Genomic DNA, 23,715 nt, shown 5'->3' on the forward strand with positions numbered 1-23,715 from the left:
TGTTCCGACAATTCATGTCGCAGCACTCTAGTGCTGTTGCTACTTTTTTGGCATGATGCACTTAGCAAAGAATTGAATAATGATAAATGACTCAAATGCGTTGGTTAGAGCTGCTTTCGACAGTTCGGATTGGTAGTAAAAAGCAAAGTACTGAACTGGCACGTAGCCCGTTCCACAAAGATTATGACCGTATTATTTTTTCACAAAGTTTCCGCCAGCTGAACCGTAAAACTCAGGTTCACCCTTTAACCCAGCACGATGGTATTCATACACGACTCACACATTCACTTGAAGTGTCCTGTATTGGGCGTTCACTCGGGATGCTGGCCGCAGAGAAAATAAAAGATCAGTTACCGCCCTGGATTTCCCCGGCCGATGTCGGTGCCATTATTCAGGCTGCCTGTCTGGCACATGATATTGGTAATCCCCCTTTTGGCCATGCCGGTGAATATGCCATTCGAGAATGGTTCGACGATGCATCGCATACCGATTTTTTAAAAGATCTCAGTCCTGAACAAGAAGCCGATGTACGTCAGTTTGAAGGCAATGCCCAAGGTCTACGCCTGTTGACCAAAATCGATTACCATCCCAATGATGGCGGCATGCGTTTGACTTATGCCACGTTAGGGGCTTATTTAAAATATCCGTGGCTGTCAAAAACCATGGCATCTCAAGTCGATTTACCTGCCAGCAATCGGGCCAAGTTTGGCTGCTATCAGGCCGAGAAAGAGATTTTAAAGCAGATTGCAGAACAACTCGGACTGATTCAGTTAGCTGAATATCATTACTGCCGTCATCCACTGACCTATCTGCTCGAAGCGGCTGATGATATCTGTTATGCCCTGATTGACCTTGAAGATGGTATTAGCCTGAATATGCTCAGTTATGACGAAGTTGAGCCGGTCTTTTTAAATCTGCTCGGTGATTATGGTATTCCTTCTGAAATCGCCATGAGCAATACCACCTGGCAGCAAAAAATTGCCGCCTTGCGTGGTCGGGTCATGAAACGTCTGGTCGATGAAGTGACAACGGCTTTTGCCCGTCATCATGACCAGATTTTATCGGGTCAGTTACAAGGTACTTTATTGCAATATTGTACTGCGGACATTGAAATCGGGATTAATCGCGCCAAAGAACTGGCACGGGATAAAATTTTTGAGCATCCGCAAAAAGCAGGACTGGAAATTATCGCGCATCAATGTTTGCAAAATATTCTGGATGCCTTTATTCCCTTAACAACGCCGCATAAAAACCTGAGTTTTAAAGAACAGCGCTTGATGTCGATTCTGCAACGTTCAGGGGCGAATTTTAGCGCCAGCCATTATGACAATATCATGCAGGTGCTGGATATTGTTTCGAAATTTTCTGATCATCAGGCTTATAACCTGTCGCAGGAATTACAAGGCAATAAAGCCGGATTGTTATAAAATATTCTGCTGTATGGGAGGATGATTGTAATAAAATCATCTATTTTACAGCGGCAGATTTTGCCTTTCCGGAAAATGCTGACTACTATGCAGCAAAACTGAATTTAGTGATGATAAAAGATGATTGGATGTCTGATTGGTGAAGTACTGGCTTTAGAAGCACCCACCGTACTGTTAAATGTAAATGGCGTCGGTTATGAAATTGATACGCCGCTGACGACTTTCTGCCAGCTGCAAAAAGGACAACAAGTCACACTCTGGACCCATCTGGCCGTGCGTGAAGATGCACAGTTGCTGTATGGCTTTATCAATGCTCAGGAAAAAACCATTTTCCGCACCTTACTCAAAGTCAACGGCGTGGGTCCCAAAATGGCCTTGGGTATTCTTTCGACTTTAAGTGTGGAAATGCTGATTCATACCGTTGAAAATGAAGATGTGAATACCTTGGTCAAAGTTCCCGGTGTCGGTAAAAAAACCGCTGAACGTTTAATGATTGAATTACGTGACCGTTTTAAAGCCATGGCTTCAGGTGCTGCGCCAAGCAATTCAACTGCACCACAGATTCAGTTTATGGGCAATTCAGCCGTGGCTGAAGCAGAAGCTGCATTACAGTCTTTGGGTTATAAACCTGCTGAAGCGCAAAAACTGATTAATGCGGTTAAAGCAGATTACACTGAAGCCAGCGACATTATTCGTGCCGCATTAAAATCGATGAATCGTTAATACTGATTTAAATATTCGCTGCAAAATGAAGATGAGAAGGCAGCATGGATGCTGCCGCAGAAATATGGCATAGGATGTGCCATTATTTTTGCAAAGGGTTTTGTTACTTTTGCCCTGTCAAAAGTAAGAGCATGCCTGCACAATGGCATACGAATTGTTAAAGCATTTTGAGGCTATGACTTTATTCACCTCAAATAAACAATAGAGATTAACTCAAAAGATATGCAAGACCGTCTCATCAGTGGTTCTGAAAAACCAGAAGATCATTTTGATCGTGCCATCCGTCCAACCTCACTCGATGACTATATTGGTCAGCCTGTGGTTCGAGAGCAAATGGAAATCTTTATTGGTGCCGCCCGTGGCCGTGAAGAAGCGCTGGATCATACATTGATTTTTGGCCCGCCCGGCCTGGGTAAAACCACGCTGGCGAATATTATTGCCCGCGAAATGGGCGGTAATCTTAAGTCGACTTCAGGTCCGGTGCTAGAACGTGCCGGTGATTTGGCCGCCATGCTGACCAATCTGGAAGAAGGTGATGTCCTGTTCATTGATGAGATCCACCGTCTTTCACCGGTGATTGAGGAAATTCTCTATCCAGCGATGGAAGACTACCAGCTCGACATCATGATTGGCGAAGGGCCTGCTGCACGATCAATCAAACTGGATTTGCCACCCTTTACCCTGGTTGCAGCAACCACACGTGCAGGTCTGCTTACCTCTCCTTTGCGTGACCGTTTCGGCATCGTACAGCGTTTAGAATTTTATTCAGTTGAAGATTTGACCCACATTGTCAAACGTTCAGCCAACCTGATGGATGTACCCATGACCGGTGATGGCGCAAAAGAAATTGCCCGTCGCTCACGGGGTACACCGCGTATTGCCAACCGCTTATTGCGTCGTGTACGTGACTATGCTCAGGTCAAAGGCACTGGTGAAATTAATCAGGATATGGCGCAACGTGCTTTGGACATGCTCAAAGTCGATAAAGATGGTTTAGATACTTTAGACCGCCGTTATCTATCGATGTTATTAGAACGTTTTGATGGTGGCCCTGCTGGTGTTGAAGCGTTGGCTGCTGCCATGGCAGAAGATTCTGGTACGCTGGAAGATGTGATTGAACCATATTTGATTCAGCAAGGTTATGTGATGCGTACTGCACGTGGCCGTATTGCCACCAATATGGCCTATTTACAGTTTGGATTGACACCACCTGAGCCAAAAGAAAAGTGATTCAAAAAGCAGCTTAGGCTGCTTTTTTATTGAATATAGATTTCAAATTTTGAATAAGAGAATCTACTACAATGTTTAGAGCTTTGAAACTATCAGCAATACCTTCTTTATCAATTACCGCGGTAATACACATGATTTGTAGCTGAGTGAGATAACGCTCAAATTCGTCCCATTCAGATACTAATTCATGATCTTCCTCTACGAACATTTTTAAATGAGTACTAATACGAGCTATTAAAGGGAATATATCATCTTCTAAACTCTTTAATTCTGAACGCATATCTTCGTATTCATTATTTTTGAACCAGTCTTTCACATCATTTAGTACTAAAGCTACAGAGCCTAACAATGTAATGTATTTATGCACTAATGGTTTCAATACAGCAAGATCGTCTATTAACTTAAGTTTCCAACCTCTATAAAATTCTTCTTGTAATTCAACTCTTTTTAAATTTTCTTGACTTTCTATAAGTTGTTTAGTCATATTTCTATGAGATTCTGCTGCTTCTTTAATATCTTCACTTACTACTTTAAAAGATAGTTCTGTGAGTTGAAAACTCTTACGTCCATACCAATAAGCAAGCCAAGTTGCGAAACTACCTAAAATAAGCGCAATAATGACAGATAAAGTAAATGATGAAATTGCTGTCGTATCTGTCGAATGATTGAGATCAAGCTCCATCTTTCTATTTGGATTCTCTACAACACTTGCCGTTTGATCAAAAGGCTGCTGTGGCACTGTCCATGGCAATTGAAATCATCACTGCATTATTATTCTGCTCTGCCACAATTTCCCCATTTCATTTCAATAAATTTTTATTATTGATATTCTAAAAATTTTCAAACCATTACAAAAGAAAAAGCCAACTGACATGTCTAAATCAGTTGGCAAAAGCACAAAACAAAAAACTAAATAAAAAAATTACTTCTCTTTTTTCTTAAACTCCTAAAAGTCCGCTTTACGAATCATCGCGTGAATACCTTTGGTTTTATCTACCACTTGCGATACTTTAAAATCCGTTGCAGCACTTAAATATGCATAAGCAATTTCTTCTGAAATTCCGTATTCATTGACCAAAAAACGGATTGCTTCGCGTGTCGATTTACGCATGGCTTCGTCTAAGTCTTCATCTAAACCTAGAGTAATCCACAACTCATCATTTTCGCCCAAAGGTTGCGTTAATGATTGTCGCGGAATCTTGTCCTGATCTATTTTTGATATTTGTTTTTATTTTGTCTTATTGATAATTTTGATACCTTTAGCATATAGAAAATAAATAAGGGTACATAATTTTACAATGTAAAAGTATTCATAAAGCTCTTTTAGAACAAGGTCTAACAAGCAATATACCTTAAAGGTATTATCATAATACTTAGAGAGTTTTGGTCAAATTTAAATCAATATGCAATCCTAGAGAATCACTTTAACCATTTAAAATTCTTAAGGTTCTCCCCAAGTATGAATATGTATAAGCAGATTTCCCTTTGTCTTCCTCTTCTTTTCTGTAGCCAACTCAGTCTGGCCGACTGGATTGATGATTCTGTACAAACGGCTGAAGCGCACACCATAAAATTACGCCAGCATATTCATCAATATCCTGAGCTGGGGAATATGGAATTTAAAACCTCGGAACTGGTTCAAAAAGAATTAAAATCCTATGGGATTGAAGTACGAAAAGGTTATGCCAAAACGGGTGTGATCGGTGTACTAAAAGGTGGTAAACCCGGCCCGGTCATGGCATTGCGTGCAGATATGGATGCATTACCAATTAAGGAAACTGCACCGGTATCATTCGCCAGCAAACAAAAAGCCATTTATCAGGGCAAAGAATCTTATGTGATGCATGCCTGTGGTCATGATGCGCATACCGCCATGTTACTGGGTGCAGCCAAAGTTCTGGCCGCCAACAAAGATAAAATTGCAGGAACGGTGGTATTTGTGTTCCAGCCAGCCGAAGAAGGTGGTGCAGATATTGATAACTTTACCCAAGGCGATCAGATTGGTTCGCGTAAAATGATTGCGGACGGCGCCCTGAAAAATCCAAAACCTGAAGTCATTTTCGGTATGCATGTCATGGCCGGTATGCCAAGTGGCAATATCTTCTACAAAGATGGTGCCATTTTAAACAGTGCCGATCATTTACGCATCCAGGTCAATGGAAGTCAGGTTCATGGTTCGATGCCTTGGGCAGGAAAAGATCCAATTTATGCCTCTGCCCAGATGGTCACCAATCTGCAAAGTTTGATCAGCCGTAAAGCGGATCTGACCAAAGGAATGGGCGTGGTCAGTATTGGTAGCATTCAGGGTGGTACCACCGGTAACGTGATTCCAGATCAGGTCAATATGGTCGGGACTATTCGCTCCAATAGTGAAGACGTTCGTCAAGGCATTTTAAAAGACTTACCGAAGATGCTAGAACACAATGCAGCAGCCAACGATGTCAAGGTGAAAGTCGAAATTGCGCCTTATGCCCCGGTCACCACCAATGACAAAACTTTGACCAAGCTGATGCAACCGACCCTGGCCAAAGTCCATGGTGAAGATAAATTGCATGTCTTGGATAATAATGCCAGTGCGAGTGAAGACTTTGCTTACTATGGCCAGCTCATGCCATCCCTGTTTGTCTTTGTCGGTGCCACGCCGGCCGATCAAGATCCGGCTAAAGCCGCGCCAAACCATAATCCGAACTTCATTGTCGATGATGCGACCTTAAAAACCGGTGTCGAAAGTCATGTGCGCTTTATTCTAGATTATCCAAAAGTGGCTGAACAGGTTCAGGCCAACTGGAAACAGAACAATAAAGGTTAATTGCCTGCTATAAAAATGCGCGAGTTGATGAGCTCGCGCATTTCATCATCTTCTGCTGTTTTATAAATGAGCTATCAGGTGCTCTGCGCTTCCTCTTGACTATTTCTAGCCAGATTTGACATCTTGTGCCATTGGTCTCAAAACTCAAAATGCTAAACTTTGTTCCGCTAAATTGCTTGACTTTGGACAGGAATCCGGCAAATTCAAGGATTTTCCTCTCTCCAAAAAACAAGCAAAAATTTCGAACATCTGCATGGAACAAAACTATGGCGAATCATTTTGAATTCAATATCCGCGTATATATTGAAGATACTGATCTAGGTGGTATTGTCTACCATGCTAACCACATTCGCTATATGGAACGTACCCGTACCGAATGGTTGCGTGCTGCCGGAGTCAGTCATTACTGGCAACAGGCAGAATATAATTTTGTGGTACACAAAATTAATGTCAAATATATGCGCCCGATCCTGATGGATGATTTAATTACTGTTACTGCACGTGTGATTTCATGTAAAGCTTCATCATTTGTATTGCAACAAAATATTTATCGTGGTGAAATCATGCTTGCATCGGGTGAGGTTGAGTTGGCATGTATCAGTGCAGAGATGCGACCACGTCGACTCCCGGATGAAATACGCGAACTAATTCAAAAAGAATTGGAACAAGACTAAAAAATTTATTGGCACACGTAACAACTATGGCGACTCAGTTAGAATCATCTCTTCAAGTTTCAGATCTTATTTTACAAGCAAGCCCTGTCGTACAACTGGTGATGCTTTCTCTTCTGTTAGCCTCAATATATAGCTGGTATCTGATTGCCAGACTCTATATGAGTTATAAAAAAGCCCAGGCCGATGATGAACATTTCCAGAAAATCTTCTGGTCTGGCGCTGAACTGAATACCCTGTATAACAATGCCCAGCTCAACTCTAAACGCACTGGCCTTGAAGATATTTTCTATCAGGGTCTGGGTGAGTTCCTGAAACTGAAAAAACGCCATGCACCGACTGCCCAGTCCATTGAAGGAACAGAGCGTATTCTGCGTGTCGGCCTGAGCCGTGATCAAGGTCATCTGGAGCAAGGACTCGGTGCTTTGGCCAGTATTGGTTCGGTTGCACCTTATGTTGGTCTGTTCGGTACCGTCTGGGGCATCATGAACGCTTTTATTGGCCTGGCAGATGTCGATCAGGTGACGCTGGCGACGGTTGCACCTGGTATTGCTGAAGCCCTGATTGCAACTGCCATTGGCCTGTTCGCAGCTATTCCAGCAGTGTTGGCCTTTAACCATTTCACGGCCAAAGGTGAAACCGTTTACTCTGATCGTGCCCTGTTTGCCGAAGAAATGGTGGCACTGCTACAACGTCAGTCCGTGGGCATAACTCAGGACAAAGACTAATGGCGATTCAAGGTTCAGGACGCTTTCAGCGTATTAAAAAGCCACTGAAAAGTGACATGAATGTCGTACCTTATATTGATGTGATGCTGGTGCTTCTGGTGATCTTTATGGTCACTGCACCCATGATCACCAGTGGCATCAAGGTCGACCTACCTCAGGCCAATGGGCTACCGATTGAATCTAAAGATGCACCGACCATTGTCACCCTGAAAGAAGATGGTTCATATTATTTAGAACATAAAAATCAGGCCACTGGCCCAGTCACGCTGGATGAATTGACTGCTGCCCTTGTTGAAGCGCAAACACAGGCACAAAATGACAATAAAGTGCTGAATGTCGTGATCAATGGCCACAATACCCGTCCTTATGGCGATGTCATGGCCTTGATGTCCAGCCTGCAGGATGCCGGTTTATCTCAGGTCGGTTTACTGACCCAGCCATTAGAATAATGTATGAAAGATTATAAAAAGCCACCATTTCAGAAAAAAGCCATCGCGATTGGATTCACCTTAGGAATCCATGCCGTGGCTTTGGTGGGTTTACTTTATCTTGGCATGAGTAAACCACCTGAACCGCCGAAGCAGATTAAAACGGTCCTGATCAAACCTGAGGACCTCAAACCGGTCACCCGAGAAGAAACGCCGTTTGAGGAAACTGCACATGAAAATGTCGCAGAAGAAATTACTCAAACAGCTGAACCTAGTCCTGAGCCTGCGCCAGTCATTCCGACAGCGGCGCCTGCCACACCTGCTGCTCCGCCTGCACCGAAAGTGGATACACAAAAAGCCCAGCAGGAACTCAAAGAGGTAGCGCAAGCCAAGGCTGTACAACAAGCTGCTGAAGCAGCGAAACGTGCCGAAGCTGCCGAACAGGCGAAACAGGCAGCAGCCAGAGCAAAAGCGGAGGCAGCACAAAAATCCAAGGCAGATGCCGAAGCTGCTCGTAAGGCTGAAATCGATGCACAGCGTAAAGCGGACGCTGCACAGAAAGCCAAATTAGATGCTCAGAAAAAAGCGGATTTGGCCGCCAAACAAAAAGCCGATGCCGCTGCGAAAGCCAAGGCAGATGCTGCTGCAAAGGCGAAAGCTGAGGCGGCAGCTAAAGCAAAAACTGACGCGGATGCAAAACGTAAGGCAGATGCGGAGGCGAAACGTAAAGCTGATGCGGATGCAAAAGCCAAAGCAGAGGCGACAGCTAAAGCTGAGGCGGATGCAAAACGTAAGGCGGATGCCGATGCAAAAGCCAAAAACGATGCTGCTGCAAAGGCAAAAGCAGACGCGACAGCTAAAGCAAAAGCTGAGGCGGATGCAAAACGTAAGGCGGATGCCGATGCAAAAGCCAAAAACGATGCTGCTGCAAAGGCAAAAGCAGACGCGGATGCAAAACGTAAGGCAGATGCCGATGCAAAAGCCAAAGCAGAGGCAGATGCCAAGGCTTCAGCAGCCAAACAGGCCGCTGAAGAAGCTGCTCAGAAAAAAGCAGAATCAAAACGGATTGCGTCTACTGCAAAACGTGATTTCGAAAATAAAATTAAACGTGCTTGGGATACCCCAGTGGGATCGTCAGGTCAGCGCGCTACTGCTCGTGTGACCTTGAATGACAATGGCGGTGTGGTTTCTGTCATCGTGAACTCAAGTGATGCAGACATGAAAGCCAGTGTCGAAGCTGCGGTGCGGGCTGCTGCGCCGTATCCGATGCCTTCAGATCCAGATGCACGCCGAGAAGCACGAAGTTTTACATCAACCTTTACTGCACAATAAAAACCAAGCCATCACACATTATTGAGGTGATGGCTTTGATTTTTTCAGCTAAACTTCACTTTAATATGATTAAATAATATTCATTTTTCACAGTGTCATAACAGTTTGGTCATAAAATCCTGGTTTTATTCTATTAAATCCATGCGATGATGTAGCCCAAGCTACCTATACAATAAATCCGTTGATTTGAGTAAATAACGAATGATGGAAAAGACTCGCAAACACCTACTCTGCCTCGCAATCATTGGCGCTTTAAGTCCTGTCTTGGCAACTCAGTCCTATGCCCAGTTGCATCTGGAAATTACCAAGGCACCTGAGGCAGCACCTAAAATCGCCATTGTGCCATTCAGTCAGGATCAGAGCATCTATCCTATTGTTGAAAATGACTTGAATCGTTCAGGCAGATTTACCAGTGCTTCAAAAAACCTGCCTGCGACTGCCACATTAAATAACCCGAATGCAGAAGCTTGGGCATCCGCTGGCGTTCCCTATGTCGTGACCGGTTCATCAAAAACCACAGCGGATGGTTCTTTTGAAATCCAGTATCAGTTATACGATATCGAAAAAAAACAATATCTATTAAATGAATTACTAACTGTTCCAGCCTCACGTACCCGTCAGGCAGCGCATATGATCAGTGATGCCATCTATCAGGCATTAACTGGCATTCCAGGTGATTTTACTGGACGTATTGCTTATGTACTGCGTAATCCAGCAACACCAGAACAACGTTATACCTTGCAAATTGCTGATACCGATGGCGAACAGCCAAAAACAATTTTGACTTCGCGTGATCCGATTCTTTCTCCAGCCTGGACACCGGATGCCAAAAAAATTGCTTATGTCTCGTTTGAAACCAAACGTCCGGCAATTTATGTACAGGATCTGGCCACAGGACAACGCGAAAAACTGGCCAGTTTCCGTGGCTTAAATGGCGCACCAAGTTTCTCTCCAGATGGCAAGAGCATGCTGTTTACTGCATCCATGCATGGCAATCCGGAAATCTATCAGATGAATCTGGAAACACGTCAATTACAACGTATGACCAATGACAGTGCGATCGATACCGAAGCACGTTATGCTCCAGATGGAAAATCCTTTATCTTTACTTCTGATCGTGGTGGATCTCCACAGATTTATCGCCATGATCTCGCTTCAAGTAGCAATAAACGTCTGACCTTCCGTGGTGCATTTAATGCACGTGGTACGCTGAGCGCAGATGGCAAGAAACTTGCATTGGTTCATCGTCCAAGCGGCAGTAACTATCGGGTTGCCGTTCAAGACATGAACTCTGGTGTAAATAATATTCTGACGCCAACAACTCTAGACGAATCACCAAGTTTCTCGCCAAATGGCCAGATGGTGGTGTATGCCACACGTGAAGGCGCGCGCGGACTTCTGTCGATCATGTCACTAGATGGTCGTTTCCGTATGAACTTGCCAAGTGAAACGGGCGAAGTCCGTGAACCGGCTTGGGCACCAAAATAACATTTTTATATTGATAAACCCTTTACCCCATAATCAAACTTCATGGAGATGAAGATGAACAAAGTAAAATTATTTGCCTTGCCACTTTTAGCAGCAGCTGTTGTTATGACAGGTTGTGCGAGCCGTAAGCCTGCCGCTGAAGTTCAAACGGGCGGTTTAGATACGACTGGTACAACAACTGTGAATACTCAAGGCTTGAGTGAAGATGCAGCACTGAATGCACAAAACATGGCAGGCGCTTCGGCAAAAGGCGTTACTGCAGAAAATAAAGCATTCTTGGCAAAACGCGTGGTGCATTTTGACTATGACAGTACTGAACTCAGCAATGAAGATCTAAATACATTGCAAGCCCATGCGCAGTTCCTGATGGCCAATGCCAATTCACGTGTAGCCTTAACTGGTCATACAGATGAACGCGGTACCCGTGAATACAACATGGCGCTTGGCGAACGTCGTGCCAAAGCAGTTGAAAGTTTCCTGGTGACGACTGGTGTTAATCCTGGTCAATTGGAAGCAGTCAGCTATGGTAAGGAAATGCCAATCAATGCAGGCCATGACGAAAATGCCTGGAAAGAAAACCGCCGTGTAGAAATTAATTATGAGGCGGTACCACCATTGTTGAAATAATTTTCATTCATGATGGTTTCATCAAATAAAAAGCACTCAATCATGAGTGCTTTTTATTGGCTTCAATGAAAGAAACGGTCTACTTTGGAAGCTGATCCTGTTCAGCCGGATGCATCGATTCGATCAGGTCATGTTTATTGAATTGTTTGTACTCTGGTTTTGCTTCATAATCCCGCCAGGCTTCTTTCATCTTGTCTTCAGAGATATCATCTAAAGTAATGCCTTCGCTTGGCGTTGGAGTCGCATCAAACTTCAATGTTGTCATATCTGTGCTCCTATTCTCAATTTTCCTTTGTCTTCAACATAGCACTTTCCGCAGGAGTTGCAAGGGCAAAATCGATACAAATAATCCAGTTTAATTTTTCTTTTAGTACGTTCTCATCTAAAATATAGCCGCATATCGTTTTGATCATTTTTTCCCGATTTAAGTCTTGGAGTTTTCCCTTATGTCATACCGCACCCTATCCCAGTTTTTACAGCAACAAAGCGGGAATCTCACACCTGAACTTGCACAAGTTATTGAAACGATTGCAAACACTTGCAAGGACATCGATCTGTTGCTGCAAAAAGGTGCTTTAGCGGGTGTATTGGGAAGTGCACAGCATGAAAATGTTCAAGGCGAAGAGCAAAAGAAACTGGATGTCATTTCCAATGATTATCTGATTGATGCTTTACAGCAACACCCGAATGTCGGTGGTTTGGCCTCAGAAGAACTGGATGAATTCACCCCTGCACAAGAAAATGGTCAATTTCTGGTCTTGTTCGATCCACTCGATGGTTCAAGTAATATCGACATCAATATGTGTGTCGGTACGATTTTCTCGATTCTTCCTGCGAAAAATGCCGTGACTCAGGCCGAAGACTTTATGCAAGCCGGTGTCAATCAAGTGGCTGCAGGTTATGTACTGTATGGTCCATCGACCATGATGGCATTGACTGTCGGTGCAGGCGTAGTGTTCTTTACCTTTGACCCGGAAACTCAAGAATTCCTGCTAACTTCTGAAGCGATTCAAGTCGCTGCAGATACCAAAGAATATGCGATCAATGCCTCGAATCAACGCCACTGGGAAGCACCAGTACAACGTTATATCGATGAATTGTTAGCAGGCAAAACCGGTCCTCGTGAAAAAGATTTCAATATGCGCTGGGTTGCCTGTATGGTGGGCGATATTCACCGTATTCTTTGTCGTAGCGGTATCTTCATGTATCCATACGACTTTAAAGATCCGGCTAAAGCTGGTCGTCTGCGTTTAATGTATGAAGCCAACCCAATGAGTATGCTCATGGAGCAGGCTGGCGGCGCATCCACCACAGGCCGTGTCCGTATTCTGGAGATCGAACCAACCGATCTACATCAACGTGTGCCAGTGATTATCGGTTCTAAAAACGAAGTTGATCTTGTGACCAGCTATCATAACTAATTTTTTATAGCGGTAGCCGATATGGAATCGGCTACCGTGGATTATATCTCCCATGCCAACTTTTTTTCTTGATTCAAAAGACAATCCAAAAATTAAACACTTACGTGGTTTGATTGAACAAAACACCTATCGTAAAAAACAGGGGCAAACTGTGCTGGAAGGCACGCATCTGTCTCTCGCCTGGCTGCATGAAAACCGTAAAATTGATTCGATTTTTACCACTGAACATGCACTTTCCCATCCTGATTTCGAGAAAATTCTCGCAAAATACACAGGGATGGTCTTTGTTTTAAGCGAATCTTTATACAAAGATTTAAGCACCTTAGGAACGTCTTTAGCCTGTTTAGCTGTGGTCACTTTACCGACAGCAAATTATGCACTGGATTTTAAAGCCGACACTTTAATTCTGGAAAATGTACAGGATCCGGGTAATGTTGGTACCCTGCTTCGCTCTGCAGCAGCAGCCGGTATTGAACAGATTGTCTGCACCAAAGGTTCTGCCTCACTTTGGTCACCACGAGTATTACGTGCCGGTATGGGTGCGCACTTCACGCTGCAAACTTTTGAAAATATTGCACTTGAACAAATTCTTGAGCAATTTCAAATTCCTGTATACGTCACCAGCTCACATCGTGCCGAAAGTCTGTACTCAAAAGATTTAGGTAAACCTTGCGTATGGATCTTGGGCAATGAAGGTCAAGGCGTTTCTGATTATGCAATGCAACACGCAGAAGCTGTCAGTATTCCGCAGCCGGGTGGTCAGGAATCCTTAAATGTTGCGATTGCAGGATCGATCTGTTTCTTTGAAATGGTACGTCAACGTATCTAATTAGGGATTTAGGTTACAGTGTTTTAATTCGGCCCTGTCCGTTTATAAAATAGATTACACTACAAAAATAATAAACTTAATTGTCAACCAAACCATAATTCCCAACGTTATATGATTATGAACTTGGGAATCATGGTGGGTGTCCAATGACAGGATTTTCCATCTCTATGGATTTAGCACCAAAACAGTTGCAATCACACGATGTAAGTATTCTGAAGAGTACGGCTGAAGCACGTCTGAAGAATTTTATGCAAGATGTGACTGGACGCGCCTTGGTGATGATGGAAAGTGCAACTCAAGGTCATCATGGTATTGCCATGGATCTGGTTCAGGAAGCTTTCATTTCCTTACATAAATCCTATGCGGAAAAAAGTACTGAAGAATGGTATCCCCTATTTTATACAATTCTGAACAACAAATTACAGGATTGGCGTCGTAAAGAAGCACGGCGTGGTCAGATGTTTTCATTTTTTAAGAAAGTCAGTCTGGATGATGACGAAATTGAACTTGAGGATATCGTGGACGAAGCTACACCGACGCCTTTGGACTTTCTGGATCAGGCAGTGACAGCTGAAGAAATCCAGGAAGCCATTGCCAAACTACCTGTACGTCAGCAGCAGGCATTTATGCTGAGAGCTTGGGAAGGATTTGATACGCATACCACCGCACAAATTATGGACTGCTCAGAAGGCAGTGTAAAAACTCATTATCACCGTGCTATTCAAGGCTTACGTACCTCTTTGGCACATTTAAATCCATATCTGGGAGGGTCATCCGAATGAATCAAGATGATTTCTTAAAACAAGTAACTTCCAAACTCGATGGACTGGCACAACAACATAAACACAAACCTGTTGTCATGCACCATGTTCTTGAAGAAATTCAGGATTCTAAACATTCACGTTTTGCATTTTTAAAAATGTCAGGTTTTGCCTTGGCAGCAGCAATTGCAGGTGTTGTAGTATTACCCAATATTTCTAGCCACAATGAGCCGCAAACCCAAATGGTGTCAGTACCGAAACTGTCCCCACAAATGCTTGAAGATTTAGAAATGCTAATGGTTCTAGGTGAGGACAAAGTTCCACATGGCAGCTAAAAGATTGGCAATTGCTTTTTGTGCATTCAGTTTTCTGCAAACCAGTTTTGCAGGATTTGAACGTTTTTGGATCTTTTCTAAAGATGCAAATACTCAGGTTTCCGATACCTGGGATAGTCTTTCTGATTCCGAACAGTTGGCACTTATTAAACGCTATCAGTCCCTCAAGGAAATTCCAGAACAGCAGAGCGTCAGCTTACAGCAGCGTATGGACTGGTTTACCCAGCTTCCTGAGGTTGAAAAACAAAGAATGCGTGAGACTTGGCAAATGATGAGCAGTCAGGAACGTCGAGAACTTGGCTTACGCATGCAAAATGCCAAACCTGAAGAACGACTTGCCATTCGGGAAGAGTACATTCTCAAATACCAGCAAACGACTCAACCACCCTCTAGCTCGCATTAAGCGACCCATATAAAAAGCCTCCAAATGGATAATGCCAGTCAGTTAAACAATTGACTGGCATTTTCTTTTTTAAATTCATGATAATATTTGCCAGGTGGAAAAGTCATCCGCAACTGTTGGATGCATGAGGTGTATTGCTCCGCAAGATGCCTTCCTTGTGAAACTCCGCTTCTCATTTGAGCAAAACCAAAGTCACAAATGATATGACAAATATTTGATTTAAAACCTTAAGACTCCATCGTGAACCACTAAAAAGTTAAAGCGTCTATTGCTAAACTCCTTAACTGATCAGCATTCTTCCAAATGGAGGCTTTTGAATTTTCCAATTAGGTTTTATTTTCTTAGACGGCGATAAGCGACCAGCCCCAATAATCCGAATAGTCCCCAAATTCCGAATGAGCCACCGCCACTTGATGACGTATTGGTATTTTTTACCGTATTTCGTAGCAGGATCGTTGCTGTTTCAGACATTTTTTCATCTGCATCAAAAATCGTATACTGCATGCTGTAATCTGCCTGGCTTAAGTTATTTCTCACACTAAATGTCAGTTTTCCACCATAGCAGGTCTCGCGCTGATAAGTATCAGGACAAGGGCCTTGTCGCTCTGCATTAAGAGAAACTCCGGCAGGAATCTTCACAATACGAATTGGAATCTCTTTTCCCTCTTTATCCTGATAAAAAGCCGACTTTCCTGAAGGTAGAGGCCCATCACCATCATCACTATCATTTTCAAGTGGATTCACAGTCACTGTCAGATTATTCTCTGGGCTAATCCAGTATTCATCACTCTTGGCAATCGGTGCAATATTGTTAAAAGCTGCTTTTAAAATTCCAGCACTGCTGATCCCCGTGGCCTTATCTTTGAGAGTATAGCTACAGAATTCCATATCTGTTGCCTTGGTCATTTTCCCATCGGTACGATACATCATGATCCGGTTGAGATCAGGCTTCCATTCACACTTAAGATTGGGGTCATTCGGATCACCCTTCACACTGGTCGAACTCCCGGTACCAATTAACTCACCTACTCCTAAAGACTTAACACTAATATCATAATTTTGTGCATTCAAGACTTTGGTTTGAACCGTATTGCCCATCAAGGTTTCCTGAGGCATGGCCAGCACAAAGGGATTGACATAAATTGCACGGTATTGCTGATATTGCTTGGTATATTTAAGTAAATCTTCGTATTCTTTTAACTCTTCCTTTAAACCAGGTATTTCCTCTGCTGGCGTATTCTTATTTGCAATAATACTTTTGATGTCAGTTATATTGTCCTGATAAAAATTATTCAAATCGACCAAGCTGCTATTTTTCAGATCTGTGATATCTGCTACGGTCAGACGTCGGATTTCGATTGAACCGATTTCACAGCTATTTTTTGCATCTGGATTTAAGGTAAGAGTAGATCCCACCACCCGATCAATGCCACGTTGATCCTGTTCAGCACAGCCACTTACCCCCACATCTACCAAATCTGTAGCTGTTCCATTATCACGTGGGTAATACATGCCTAGAAAACGGTTATCAATTGCAGGCTCAATATAAGCTGTTAATAAGTTGTTTATCGTGCTGTTAGAAACGTCAAGATTGTTTGAAGTTTCATCCGCATCTAACTCTGGCAATACACAACGTGATAGTCCAGTGGTTTGTATGGCATTTTTAACAGTAGTAAATACGACGCTTTGCTCCTTAGTCGGATTCCCCTGATTTAAGACATATTCACAAGATAAGCCCTGATTAAATGCTAAAACATTAAAATAGAAATATTTAGAACCTGTTTTGTCATAAAATAAAGTAGATTGAGCTGCATTCTCAACAATAGTATTACTTAAGGCAGTTAAACTGGAAAAGGCACTGAGAGGGCGATTGGCTTGATTGGTCATACGCAAAATATGCCCTGTCTGACTCGCAGTATTTTTGGCAATGGTAGAATTATTCAACTCTACGGTTGCATAACCACAAAAATCAAGAATGCTGGCCGTATTTTCTGACCCATTTTTAACAATACTACTAGAACTAACTTTTACATTGGTTTGAGTCGTCCCTAAATTCCCCTGGCAATCCATAGCCAGCACACTACCATATGAACTTGCCTTATTTTGGTGAAGCAGCGAATCCTGGATGATCACACTCCTTTCGGTATTCATCGCCACCGTATAAATAGCACCCCCTTCTGCATCTGCCCGGGAATTTACGATTTCACTGCTATTAATGCTTAAGGGGCCCGCGACATAAAAGGTACCGCCATTGCCCTTATCCTGTGTATTTTTTGCCGCATAACCATCTTTTAAGATGAGATGATAGACTTCCAGACTGGATTGACTGGCCATACTGTTAAAGAGACGGGTTTTTCCCTGACCTGAAATCGTGGTTTTTAAAGCATCACGGGTTGGGTATAAATTCGTAATCGGACTACGACTGGTATAACTAAAGGGCGTTTTTCCATAAATTTTGAGCGCGGACTCAATGACAAGTTCGCTGTCTAATTTGTATTCACCCGCTTCAAGCTGAATCACGTCTGGGGCTGAACCATCCAGCCGAAGCGTACGGCCGACGTTACATCCACCATAGGATTTATCTAGTTTTGCAGTTTTAATCGCTTCTCGCAAAGAGCAGGCATTACTGTTCTCTCCGTCTTCATCCACCAAAGTGGTGACATAGATGGTTTTATCTTCGGCTGCCATCAAACTCATGGCAGATAAAATCATGGCCGCAAGCAGTCCTTTTTTATAATTTTTCATGATTTTTCCTTAATCTTTTAATTCACGGCGCAAACCCATTAACCCAATTAAAATCAGTAGCCCACCAAAGCCCCATGCACCACCTGAAGTTTTGACTGATTTGTCTTCCATTTCATTTTTTGGCTCCTGCACGATTTGAGTGGTAATGGTCAGATAAGGTTTACTTTTATTAAATCGCGTGGATGTGGTTACCACTTGCAGCTCGAAGATATCTGCCCCATGCCAAGTCGAATCTGGGGTATACACCACATTGCCATGAATATCGATACGTGTTTTACCTTTGGATTCTGTTTTAGTTTGCACAACTTTCAAACATCCATCTTGCCAAGGCTCACCTGTCGGCTGTTGACCAACTATGACATTGCATTGTTCTTTTGGAATTAAATCACTATCACCCAAAAAGGATTCAATTGAAAATTTGGCAATTTCACCTTTTAACAGGTCTTGTCCAACCAGACTCCCTGAGGTTGGCACAGTGATTTCAATCGCACCACGGTCACAGAACAGATTATCCATTAAACGGTTGATACCACGCTGGTCAGCAGCTTCACATGCCACTGTCGGGGCTGCAAGATTAAGCGCTGTACCTCTATTTACAATAGATGAGTCGCTGACCTGATTATGACTTAATAAAATACGTGGACGCATATAACCAAGAAATTGCCCTTTAGCAACGCTGTATGGACAAAGTATGGCTGTGCTATTTTCACTCAAGGTTTGACAAACACCTTCACTCTTATTTGAAGCTTCGGCTAAGATTTGTGTACCATTCCAAAGCTCATTTGGAGCAACAGCATCCCCTGTACCGCAGGACACAGTCAGCAGATTGTTTTGAATCAGGGTTTTATCGCCGTTTTCAATTTGGCAGTCCTGTGCACCATTTCTTAAAATAATACTATTTGCCACATAAGCCCTGCCAGCCGGGGCATTCATACGTAAAGCAGTATCAGCATTATCAACGATCGTTAGGTTATTTAATCCCATCCCGTCCATGACATTAATGAGTGTCCCCTTATTTTTTAATAGGGTACTACTTAATACTTCGGCACTAATGTTTTGAAGATTCTCTGTGTCAGCAAACTGCCCGGCGCTATAAATATTGGCCGCCGAGTTATTTAAGGTCTGGTTATTTTTAAGGACACTTTGCCTGATAAGGAAAGCGGGCAACTCGCTATATAAAATGCCACCTCGTTGTGCTTTGTTATTTTCAATCAGGCTATTTTTAATTTCAACACGACTGAGAAAGTTCTGACCAAATTGTCCCGTATTATAAATTGCCCCACCCAAATTGGCTGCACCATTAAATAAACGGCTATATTCAACCACCACTTGGCCTTTATTATGAATCAGACCACCTTGTTCAGCACAACTGACTTTGCCACAGCCTTCGAGGTCTAGTTCTTTTAAGTTAAGCTGAACTAGTGTATCTGTGCTGTTAAGGCGAAATAGATTGTCAGTTCCTTGCATTTGAATATGGGCATTATGCAGACCCAGTGTTTTTTCAGTTGTACTGAATTCTTCATCGCTATCAGCTACAGACCGAATGCTTAGAGATTTTTTGATTGCTATATGCTTATTGAGCACATAAGTATTTTTTTCTTTTAAAATAATGGTACTGGATGAATTTTCTCCACCACATCCCATAAAACCTTCTTTGGCTAAGCCCCGGTTAATATATTCAACGGCTTCTCGAAGTGAACATTCCTTGTCATCTTTTTCAATATCTTCTGTCGTGGTTACAATAATATCTGCACTATACGCCTGCCCTGCCATACACAGCAAAGCCATGCCTATGCTCTTCTTGAGCATAACCTTCTCCTTAATTTTTATTTCTTTCTTTTTCTTCTAAAGTTGCAGAATCCTTGCAACTGTGAATTATTTTGCCTTACTGTGGCATAGACTGAGTAATTACTCAAGAATTTTTATGATTTACCGATATTCGTCAATCAAGGCATAAATCTGTCGCAGATTGGCATTGCTGACCTTCAGTTTTTCTCCTTTAAGCAGTTGAATAATTTGCTCTAATCTCTGAAGAAGTACCGAAGTTTGATGTGGCCCATGACTCAGTAAATAGTCAAAAATTTGAGGATCTAAATGAATCCCCCGACGATCTAGTACGGATGAAACCAGCGCATAACGATCAGCATAGAGACTACCACTCGGCACACGGGTACTCACCGCTTGTGTTAAGCGTGACTGTAGATCTGGTAACTCAAGCTTAAGTTCAATCGGCGCAAAGCGTGAAGAAAATACCAACTGTCCGCCGCCTTCATTATTATAATTAATCAGATGAAAGACTGCGCGCTGCCAATGCGGCACACCACTAATCGCTTCAATATCATCGAGTGCGACCAGATCAAAACGATCCAGCGAGGTAATCGCCTCGGTCGGGGCATCTAGAAGCTCAAGTAAAGATACCTGAATCGCAGATTTCCCTACTTCAAGATAAGAGTCACAGATAGCAGACAATAAATGACTTTTCCCTGTACCCGCCCCACCATAGACATAAAAACGGCTGATTAAGCCTGCATGTAATTGACGCACTGCATCAATCACATGCCCCCAACCTGGCCCTGAAAAATCACTGATTCGGGCATCGAGCTGAGGTTCTATATCTAACTGCAATTGACGCATATGATTTTTTGGCCTTATGAGTCTCTACCATGGGGATCATGAATTTTACTTGAGTTCTCCTCTGCTTGCAGCGGTTTTTTCTCTGGCTTTTTCATTTCAATATCAACATCTAAGTCTGCTGTTTCGATATTGATTGAACCAGTAGAGGCATCTTGCATCACAATGGCCCGATCGCCATAAAATGTTGTGTGTTCATAGTACTCGCGTACATGCCGCAGTAGTACCACAATCACGGCTGCCACCGGTAATGCAATCAGCATTCCCAGGAAGCCTGCCAGCTGTGCACCTGCCAATACGGCAAATACTACGGCAACAGGAGAAAGACCAATTTTATCGCCCAGCAAGAATGGTTGCAGAATATAACCTTCAACTGCCTGTCCGACCATAAACACAATGCCGACCAATACCAGTTGCCACCAGTCAATCCCAAATTGCAGTAAGGTCGCAATCACCGCTGCAATAATACCGACTGCAAAGCCCAGATAAGGAATAATACTGGCCAGACCTGCCACCATACCAATAATCAATCCAACTTCAAGACCAATCAGTTGCAAGCCCACCGCATAGACAATTCCCAGCAAGATCATGACCAGAAACTGCCCTTTAACAAAAGCACCCAGCACGCTATGACATTCGCCTACAATTTTTAGTGTACTTTTTTCATAAGGACGTGGAATCAGGCGGCGCAAACTCCCCAGCATACGATCCCAATCCAGCAGAAAATAGAAGGCAATGATGGGAATTAAGACAATCGTACCGCCAATCTGGAGAAAATTAATTCCGGATTGAGCAAGGCGTAACAAGAATGCCTGAATACTGTCTGCGCTATAATTGGTTTGTACATAATTCATGACCACATCAGAAATCTGATTGGTATCAATTTCCATTTCAACGACATTAAAGGTATTGGACAACCATGGTAAAAAGGTCGAATTAATCCATCCAATGATCGCGGGTATATTGTCACGTGCATACATCAACTGTTGCCAGATCAGTGGCACTAAATACCAGATGGCCAAGGTCAGTACAATTCCGATTCCGATAAAAACGATACTAATAGAAAGCCAACGCGGCAGACCCACATCATGCAATTTATCCACCAGCGGGCTAAATAGATAAGCCACTAAAAGTGCTGCAACAAATGGAATTACAACGGGTTTTAATAAGTATAAAGTCCATAACAATAAAGCTATCCCAGCTAGGATAAACACGCGACGCAATGTGCGATCTACCATAAAGTTTCGCCTTTTCTCTATTAATCATTCTAAAAATTAAAATATTTCAATAAAGATAGCATTTTAGATCAGAAATACCATAAGAGTTTTATATATTCAGGTTATAATCGCCACCGCGAATGCGGAGACTTCATTATGAGCAACTCAACTTCTACCCCAAATACTGGTTTAAGCTACAAAGATGCAGGTGTCGACATTGAAGCGGGCGACGCGTTAGTCGATCGTATCAAATCTGTCGCTAAGCGTACCTCACGTCCCGAAGTTATGGGCGGTCTAGGTGGCTTTGGTGCACTTTGTAAAATTCCTAAAGGTTATGAAGAACCTGTTCTCGTATCTGGCACAGATGGTGTGGGTACAAAATTACGTTTAGCATTGAATTTGAACCGTCATGACACCATTGGTCAAGACCTGGTGGCAATGTGTGTTAACGACCTTCTCGTGTGTGGTGCTGAACCACTGTTCTTCCTCGACTATTATGCAACTGGTCATTTGAATGTGGATGTTGCTGCAAATGTTGTCACTGGTATCGGTACTGGTTGTGAGCTTGCTGGCTGTGCACTGGTCGGCGGTGAAACTGCTGAAATGCCAGGCATGTATGAAGGCGAAGATTACGATCTTGCAGGTTTCTGTGTCGGTGTCGTTGAGCAAAGCAAAATTATTGATGGCTCTAAAGTCAAAGCCGGTGACGTTTTAGTTGGTGTTGCTTCTTCAGGTGCGCACTCAAACGGTTACTCACTGCTTCGTAAAATTCTAGACGTGAAAAATGTTGATTTAACTCAAATCGTTGATGGTCGCCCACTTGCAGATGTTGCAATGGAACCAACCCGTATTTATGTCAAATCGATTCTCGAATTGCTTAAACATGTCGATGTACATGCCATGGCGCACATCACCGGTGGCGGTTTGCCAGGTAACTTACCTCGCGTCCTTCCAAATGGTGCTCAAGCGCTTGTGAATGAATCTTCTTGGGAATGGCCTGAGCTATTCAAACTTCTACAACGTGAAGGCGGTGTAGAGCAGTTTGAAATGTATCGTACCTTTAACTGTGGCGTCGGCATGGTGCTTGTGGTTGATGCAAATGAAGCTGACAAAACTGTTGAATTACTCAACGGTCTTGGTGAGAAAGCATGGACAATGGGTCAGATTCAAGACAATGCTGAATCGGTTGCAGGTGCAGACGAAAAAATTCGTGTGATCTTCGCATAATTTCGCATGATTAAAATTGCTGTACTTGTTTCAGGTAGCGGATCAAATCTACAAGCCTTGATTGATGCCAATCTTTCAGGGCAAATTGTCGGCGTGATTTCCAATAAACCTGAAGCCTTTGCTTTAACGCGTGCGCAACAAGCAGGAATTCAAACTGCAGTTATTGAACACAGGCAATATCCAAACCGAGAAGCGTTTGATGATGTGATGCATCAGCAACTGCTGGACTGGGATGCGGATCTGGTGGTACTTGCCGGCTTTATGCGAATTTTAAGTGAAAAATTTGTAAAAGCCTGGGAGGGGAAAATGTTGAACATTCACCCTTCTCTATTGCCTTATTACAAAGGCATGCATACCCATCAGCGTGTACTCAATACCGGTGATGTTCTGCACGGCTGTACGGTGCATTATGTCACGGCTGAACTTGACGCAGGCCAAGCGCTTGCTCAAGGTGTGCTCAAGGTTTCTCACCACGATACGGTAGACAGTTTGGCAATGCGTGTGCATAGCCTTGAACATGTAATCTATCCTCAAGTCGTAGAATGGATTTGCAGCGGTGCGATTCAATACACTGAAGACGGTGTGCTATATCGAAACGAGAAAATGCAAGAACCTGTTCAATTCTGCAAGTTTTAACATCATTTAAATATAAAAAACGCATCCTCGGATGCGTTTTTTATATT

23 protein-coding genes and 1 pseudogene are annotated in these 23,715 nt (G+C 43.0%); 17 read left to right on the top strand and 7 right to left on the bottom strand.

Translation table 11 applies throughout. The features are described from left to right. Window positions 1-86 precede the first annotated feature (86 nt). The 3 genes from FTV48_RS01760 (at window position 87) to ruvB (ending at window position 3,380) form a co-directional block, all read left to right on the top strand. On the top strand, window positions 87-1,427 hold the full coding sequence (locus tag FTV48_RS01760; RefSeq protein ID WP_005097598.1) for a deoxyguanosinetriphosphate triphosphohydrolase: 1,341 nt from the start codon (window positions 87-89) through the stop codon (window positions 1,425-1,427). Between the two features lie 120 nt (window positions 1,428-1,547). Continuing rightward, window positions 1,548-2,150 (top strand): Holliday junction branch migration protein RuvA, encoded by a 603-nt coding sequence (ruvA, locus tag FTV48_RS01765; RefSeq protein ID WP_005097599.1) that lies wholly within the window; start codon window positions 1,548-1,550, stop codon window positions 2,148-2,150. 222 nt (window positions 2,151-2,372) lie between these two features. Continuing rightward, window positions 2,373-3,380: a Holliday junction branch migration DNA helicase RuvB gene (ruvB, locus tag FTV48_RS01770; RefSeq protein WP_005097600.1), complete on the top strand. Its 1,008-nt coding sequence runs from the start codon at window positions 2,373-2,375 to the stop codon at window positions 3,378-3,380. 13 nt (window positions 3,381-3,393) lie between these two features. On the opposite strand, the gene FTV48_RS01775 is transcribed toward ruvB, so the two are convergent. Beyond that, window positions 3,394-4,131 carry a hypothetical protein gene (locus FTV48_RS01775; RefSeq protein WP_228127725.1) on the bottom strand — a complete coding sequence of 246 codons (738 nt, stop codon included), beginning with the start codon at window positions 4,129-4,131 and terminating at the stop codon, window positions 3,394-3,396. 195 nt (window positions 4,132-4,326) lie between these two features. Further along, a pseudogene (locus FTV48_RS01780) lies at window positions 4,327-4,596 on the bottom strand (acetamidase); the annotation flags it as partial. 249 nt (window positions 4,597-4,845) lie between these two features. On the opposite strand from FTV48_RS01780, the gene FTV48_RS01785 reads away from it, so the two are divergent. The 7 genes from FTV48_RS01785 (at window position 4,846) to pal (ending at window position 11,463) form a co-directional block, all read left to right on the top strand. Beyond that, window positions 4,846-6,189, top strand: coding sequence for an amidohydrolase (locus FTV48_RS01785; RefSeq protein ID WP_167381270.1), 1,344 nt, complete (start codon window positions 4,846-4,848; stop codon window positions 6,187-6,189). Window positions 6,190-6,455: 266 nt separating this feature from the next. Further along, complete coding sequence (gene ybgC / locus FTV48_RS01790; protein ID WP_004731733.1) at window positions 6,456-6,863, top strand: tol-pal system-associated acyl-CoA thioesterase; 408 nt, start codon at window positions 6,456-6,458, stop codon at window positions 6,861-6,863. A 26-nt stretch (window positions 6,864-6,889) separates the two neighbouring features. Continuing rightward, entirely contained in the window at window positions 6,890-7,588 is a 699-nt protein-coding gene (tolQ, locus tag FTV48_RS01795; RefSeq protein WP_004279111.1) for a protein TolQ, read from the top strand. Then, window positions 7,588-8,037: a protein TolR gene (gene tolR / locus FTV48_RS01800; RefSeq protein WP_005170046.1), complete on the top strand. Its 450-nt coding sequence runs from the start codon at window positions 7,588-7,590 to the stop codon at window positions 8,035-8,037. Before tolQ ends, tolR begins: the two co-directional genes overlap by 1 nt. A 3-nt stretch (window positions 8,038-8,040) precedes the next feature. Continuing rightward, window positions 8,041-9,348 carry a cell envelope integrity protein TolA gene (gene tolA / locus FTV48_RS01805; protein WP_179999217.1) on the top strand — a complete coding sequence of 436 codons (1,308 nt, stop codon included), beginning with the start codon at window positions 8,041-8,043 and terminating at the stop codon, window positions 9,346-9,348. Between the two features lie 204 nt (window positions 9,349-9,552). Then, a complete protein-coding gene (tolB, locus tag FTV48_RS01810; RefSeq protein WP_171255748.1) occupies window positions 9,553-10,836 on the top strand; it encodes a Tol-Pal system beta propeller repeat protein TolB in 1,284 nt (427 codons plus the stop codon). Window positions 10,837-10,890: 54 nt separating this feature from the next. Beyond that, complete coding sequence (gene pal / locus FTV48_RS01815) at window positions 10,891-11,463, top strand: peptidoglycan-associated lipoprotein Pal (protein ID WP_004279115.1); 573 nt, start codon at window positions 10,891-10,893, stop codon at window positions 11,461-11,463. Window positions 11,464-11,542: 79 nt separating this feature from the next. On the opposite strand, the gene FTV48_RS01820 is transcribed toward pal, so the two are convergent. Beyond that, on the bottom strand, window positions 11,543-11,728 hold the full coding sequence (locus FTV48_RS01820) for an NF038105 family protein (protein ID WP_004645674.1): 186 nt from the start codon (window positions 11,726-11,728) through the stop codon (window positions 11,543-11,545). Window positions 11,729-11,909: 181 nt separating this feature from the next. Here FTV48_RS01820 and FTV48_RS01825 point away from each other — a divergent pair, with 181 nt between their 5' ends. From FTV48_RS01825 to FTV48_RS01845, 5 genes are all read left to right on the top strand, one after another. Next, window positions 11,910-12,884, top strand: a complete 975-nt coding sequence (locus FTV48_RS01825) for a class 1 fructose-bisphosphatase (RefSeq protein WP_005097611.1) — start codon at window positions 11,910-11,912, stop codon at window positions 12,882-12,884. A 52-nt stretch (window positions 12,885-12,936) separates the two neighbouring features. Continuing rightward, window positions 12,937-13,713 (top strand): RNA methyltransferase, encoded by a 777-nt coding sequence (locus FTV48_RS01830; protein ID WP_005097613.1) that lies wholly within the window; start codon window positions 12,937-12,939, stop codon window positions 13,711-13,713. A gap of 167 nt (window positions 13,714-13,880) precedes the next feature. Next, entirely contained in the window at window positions 13,881-14,495 is a 615-nt protein-coding gene (locus FTV48_RS01835; RefSeq protein ID WP_005097615.1) for an RNA polymerase sigma factor, read from the top strand. Next, window positions 14,492-14,809 carry a hypothetical protein gene (locus FTV48_RS01840; protein ID WP_005097616.1) on the top strand — a complete coding sequence of 106 codons (318 nt, stop codon included), beginning with the start codon at window positions 14,492-14,494 and terminating at the stop codon, window positions 14,807-14,809. The genes FTV48_RS01835 and FTV48_RS01840 overlap by 4 nt, the downstream gene beginning before the upstream one ends. Next, window positions 14,799-15,212, top strand: coding sequence for a DUF3106 domain-containing protein (locus tag FTV48_RS01845; protein WP_005097618.1), 414 nt, complete (start codon window positions 14,799-14,801; stop codon window positions 15,210-15,212). Before FTV48_RS01840 ends, FTV48_RS01845 begins: the two co-directional genes overlap by 11 nt. 333 nt (window positions 15,213-15,545) lie before the next feature. Here FTV48_RS01845 and FTV48_RS01850 read toward each other — a convergent pair whose 3' ends face one another. The 4 genes from FTV48_RS01850 to cxpE all read right to left on the bottom strand — a co-directional run bounded on the left by FTV48_RS01850 (window position 15,546) and on the right by cxpE (window position 21,826). Beyond that, window positions 15,546-17,957 (bottom strand): CSLREA domain-containing protein, encoded by a 2,412-nt coding sequence (locus FTV48_RS01850; RefSeq protein ID WP_179999219.1) that lies wholly within the window; start codon window positions 17,955-17,957, stop codon window positions 15,546-15,548. Window positions 17,958-17,966: 9 nt separating this feature from the next. Next, window positions 17,967-19,766: a rhombotarget A gene (gene rbtA / locus FTV48_RS01855; protein ID WP_005170035.1), complete on the bottom strand. Its 1,800-nt coding sequence runs from the start codon at window positions 19,764-19,766 to the stop codon at window positions 17,967-17,969. A gap of 120 nt (window positions 19,767-19,886) precedes the next feature. After that, the gene (gene hda, locus FTV48_RS01860; protein ID WP_005097624.1) at window positions 19,887-20,591 is read right to left on the bottom strand and encodes a DnaA regulatory inactivator Hda; all 705 of its coding nucleotides are present in this window, start codon (window positions 20,589-20,591) and stop codon (window positions 19,887-19,889) included. A 14-nt stretch (window positions 20,592-20,605) separates the two neighbouring features. Continuing rightward, complete coding sequence (gene cxpE, locus FTV48_RS01865; RefSeq protein WP_005097625.1) at window positions 20,606-21,826, bottom strand: chloramphenicol efflux transporter CxpE; 1,221 nt, start codon at window positions 21,824-21,826, stop codon at window positions 20,606-20,608. Window positions 21,827-21,961: 135 nt separating this feature from the next. On the opposite strand from cxpE, the gene purM reads away from it, so the two are divergent. After that, window positions 21,962-23,032, top strand: coding sequence for a phosphoribosylformylglycinamidine cyclo-ligase (purM, locus tag FTV48_RS01870; protein WP_005097626.1), 1,071 nt, complete (start codon window positions 21,962-21,964; stop codon window positions 23,030-23,032). 6 nt (window positions 23,033-23,038) lie between these two features. After that, on the top strand, window positions 23,039-23,668 hold the full coding sequence (gene purN, locus FTV48_RS01875) for a phosphoribosylglycinamide formyltransferase (RefSeq protein WP_074383364.1): 630 nt from the start codon (window positions 23,039-23,041) through the stop codon (window positions 23,666-23,668). Window positions 23,669-23,715: the final 47 nt, after the last annotated feature.

The organism is Acinetobacter sp. YH18001 (assembly GCF_013416975.1).
Taxonomy (GTDB): domain Bacteria; phylum Pseudomonadota; class Gammaproteobacteria; order Pseudomonadales; family Moraxellaceae; genus Acinetobacter; species Acinetobacter pseudolwoffii.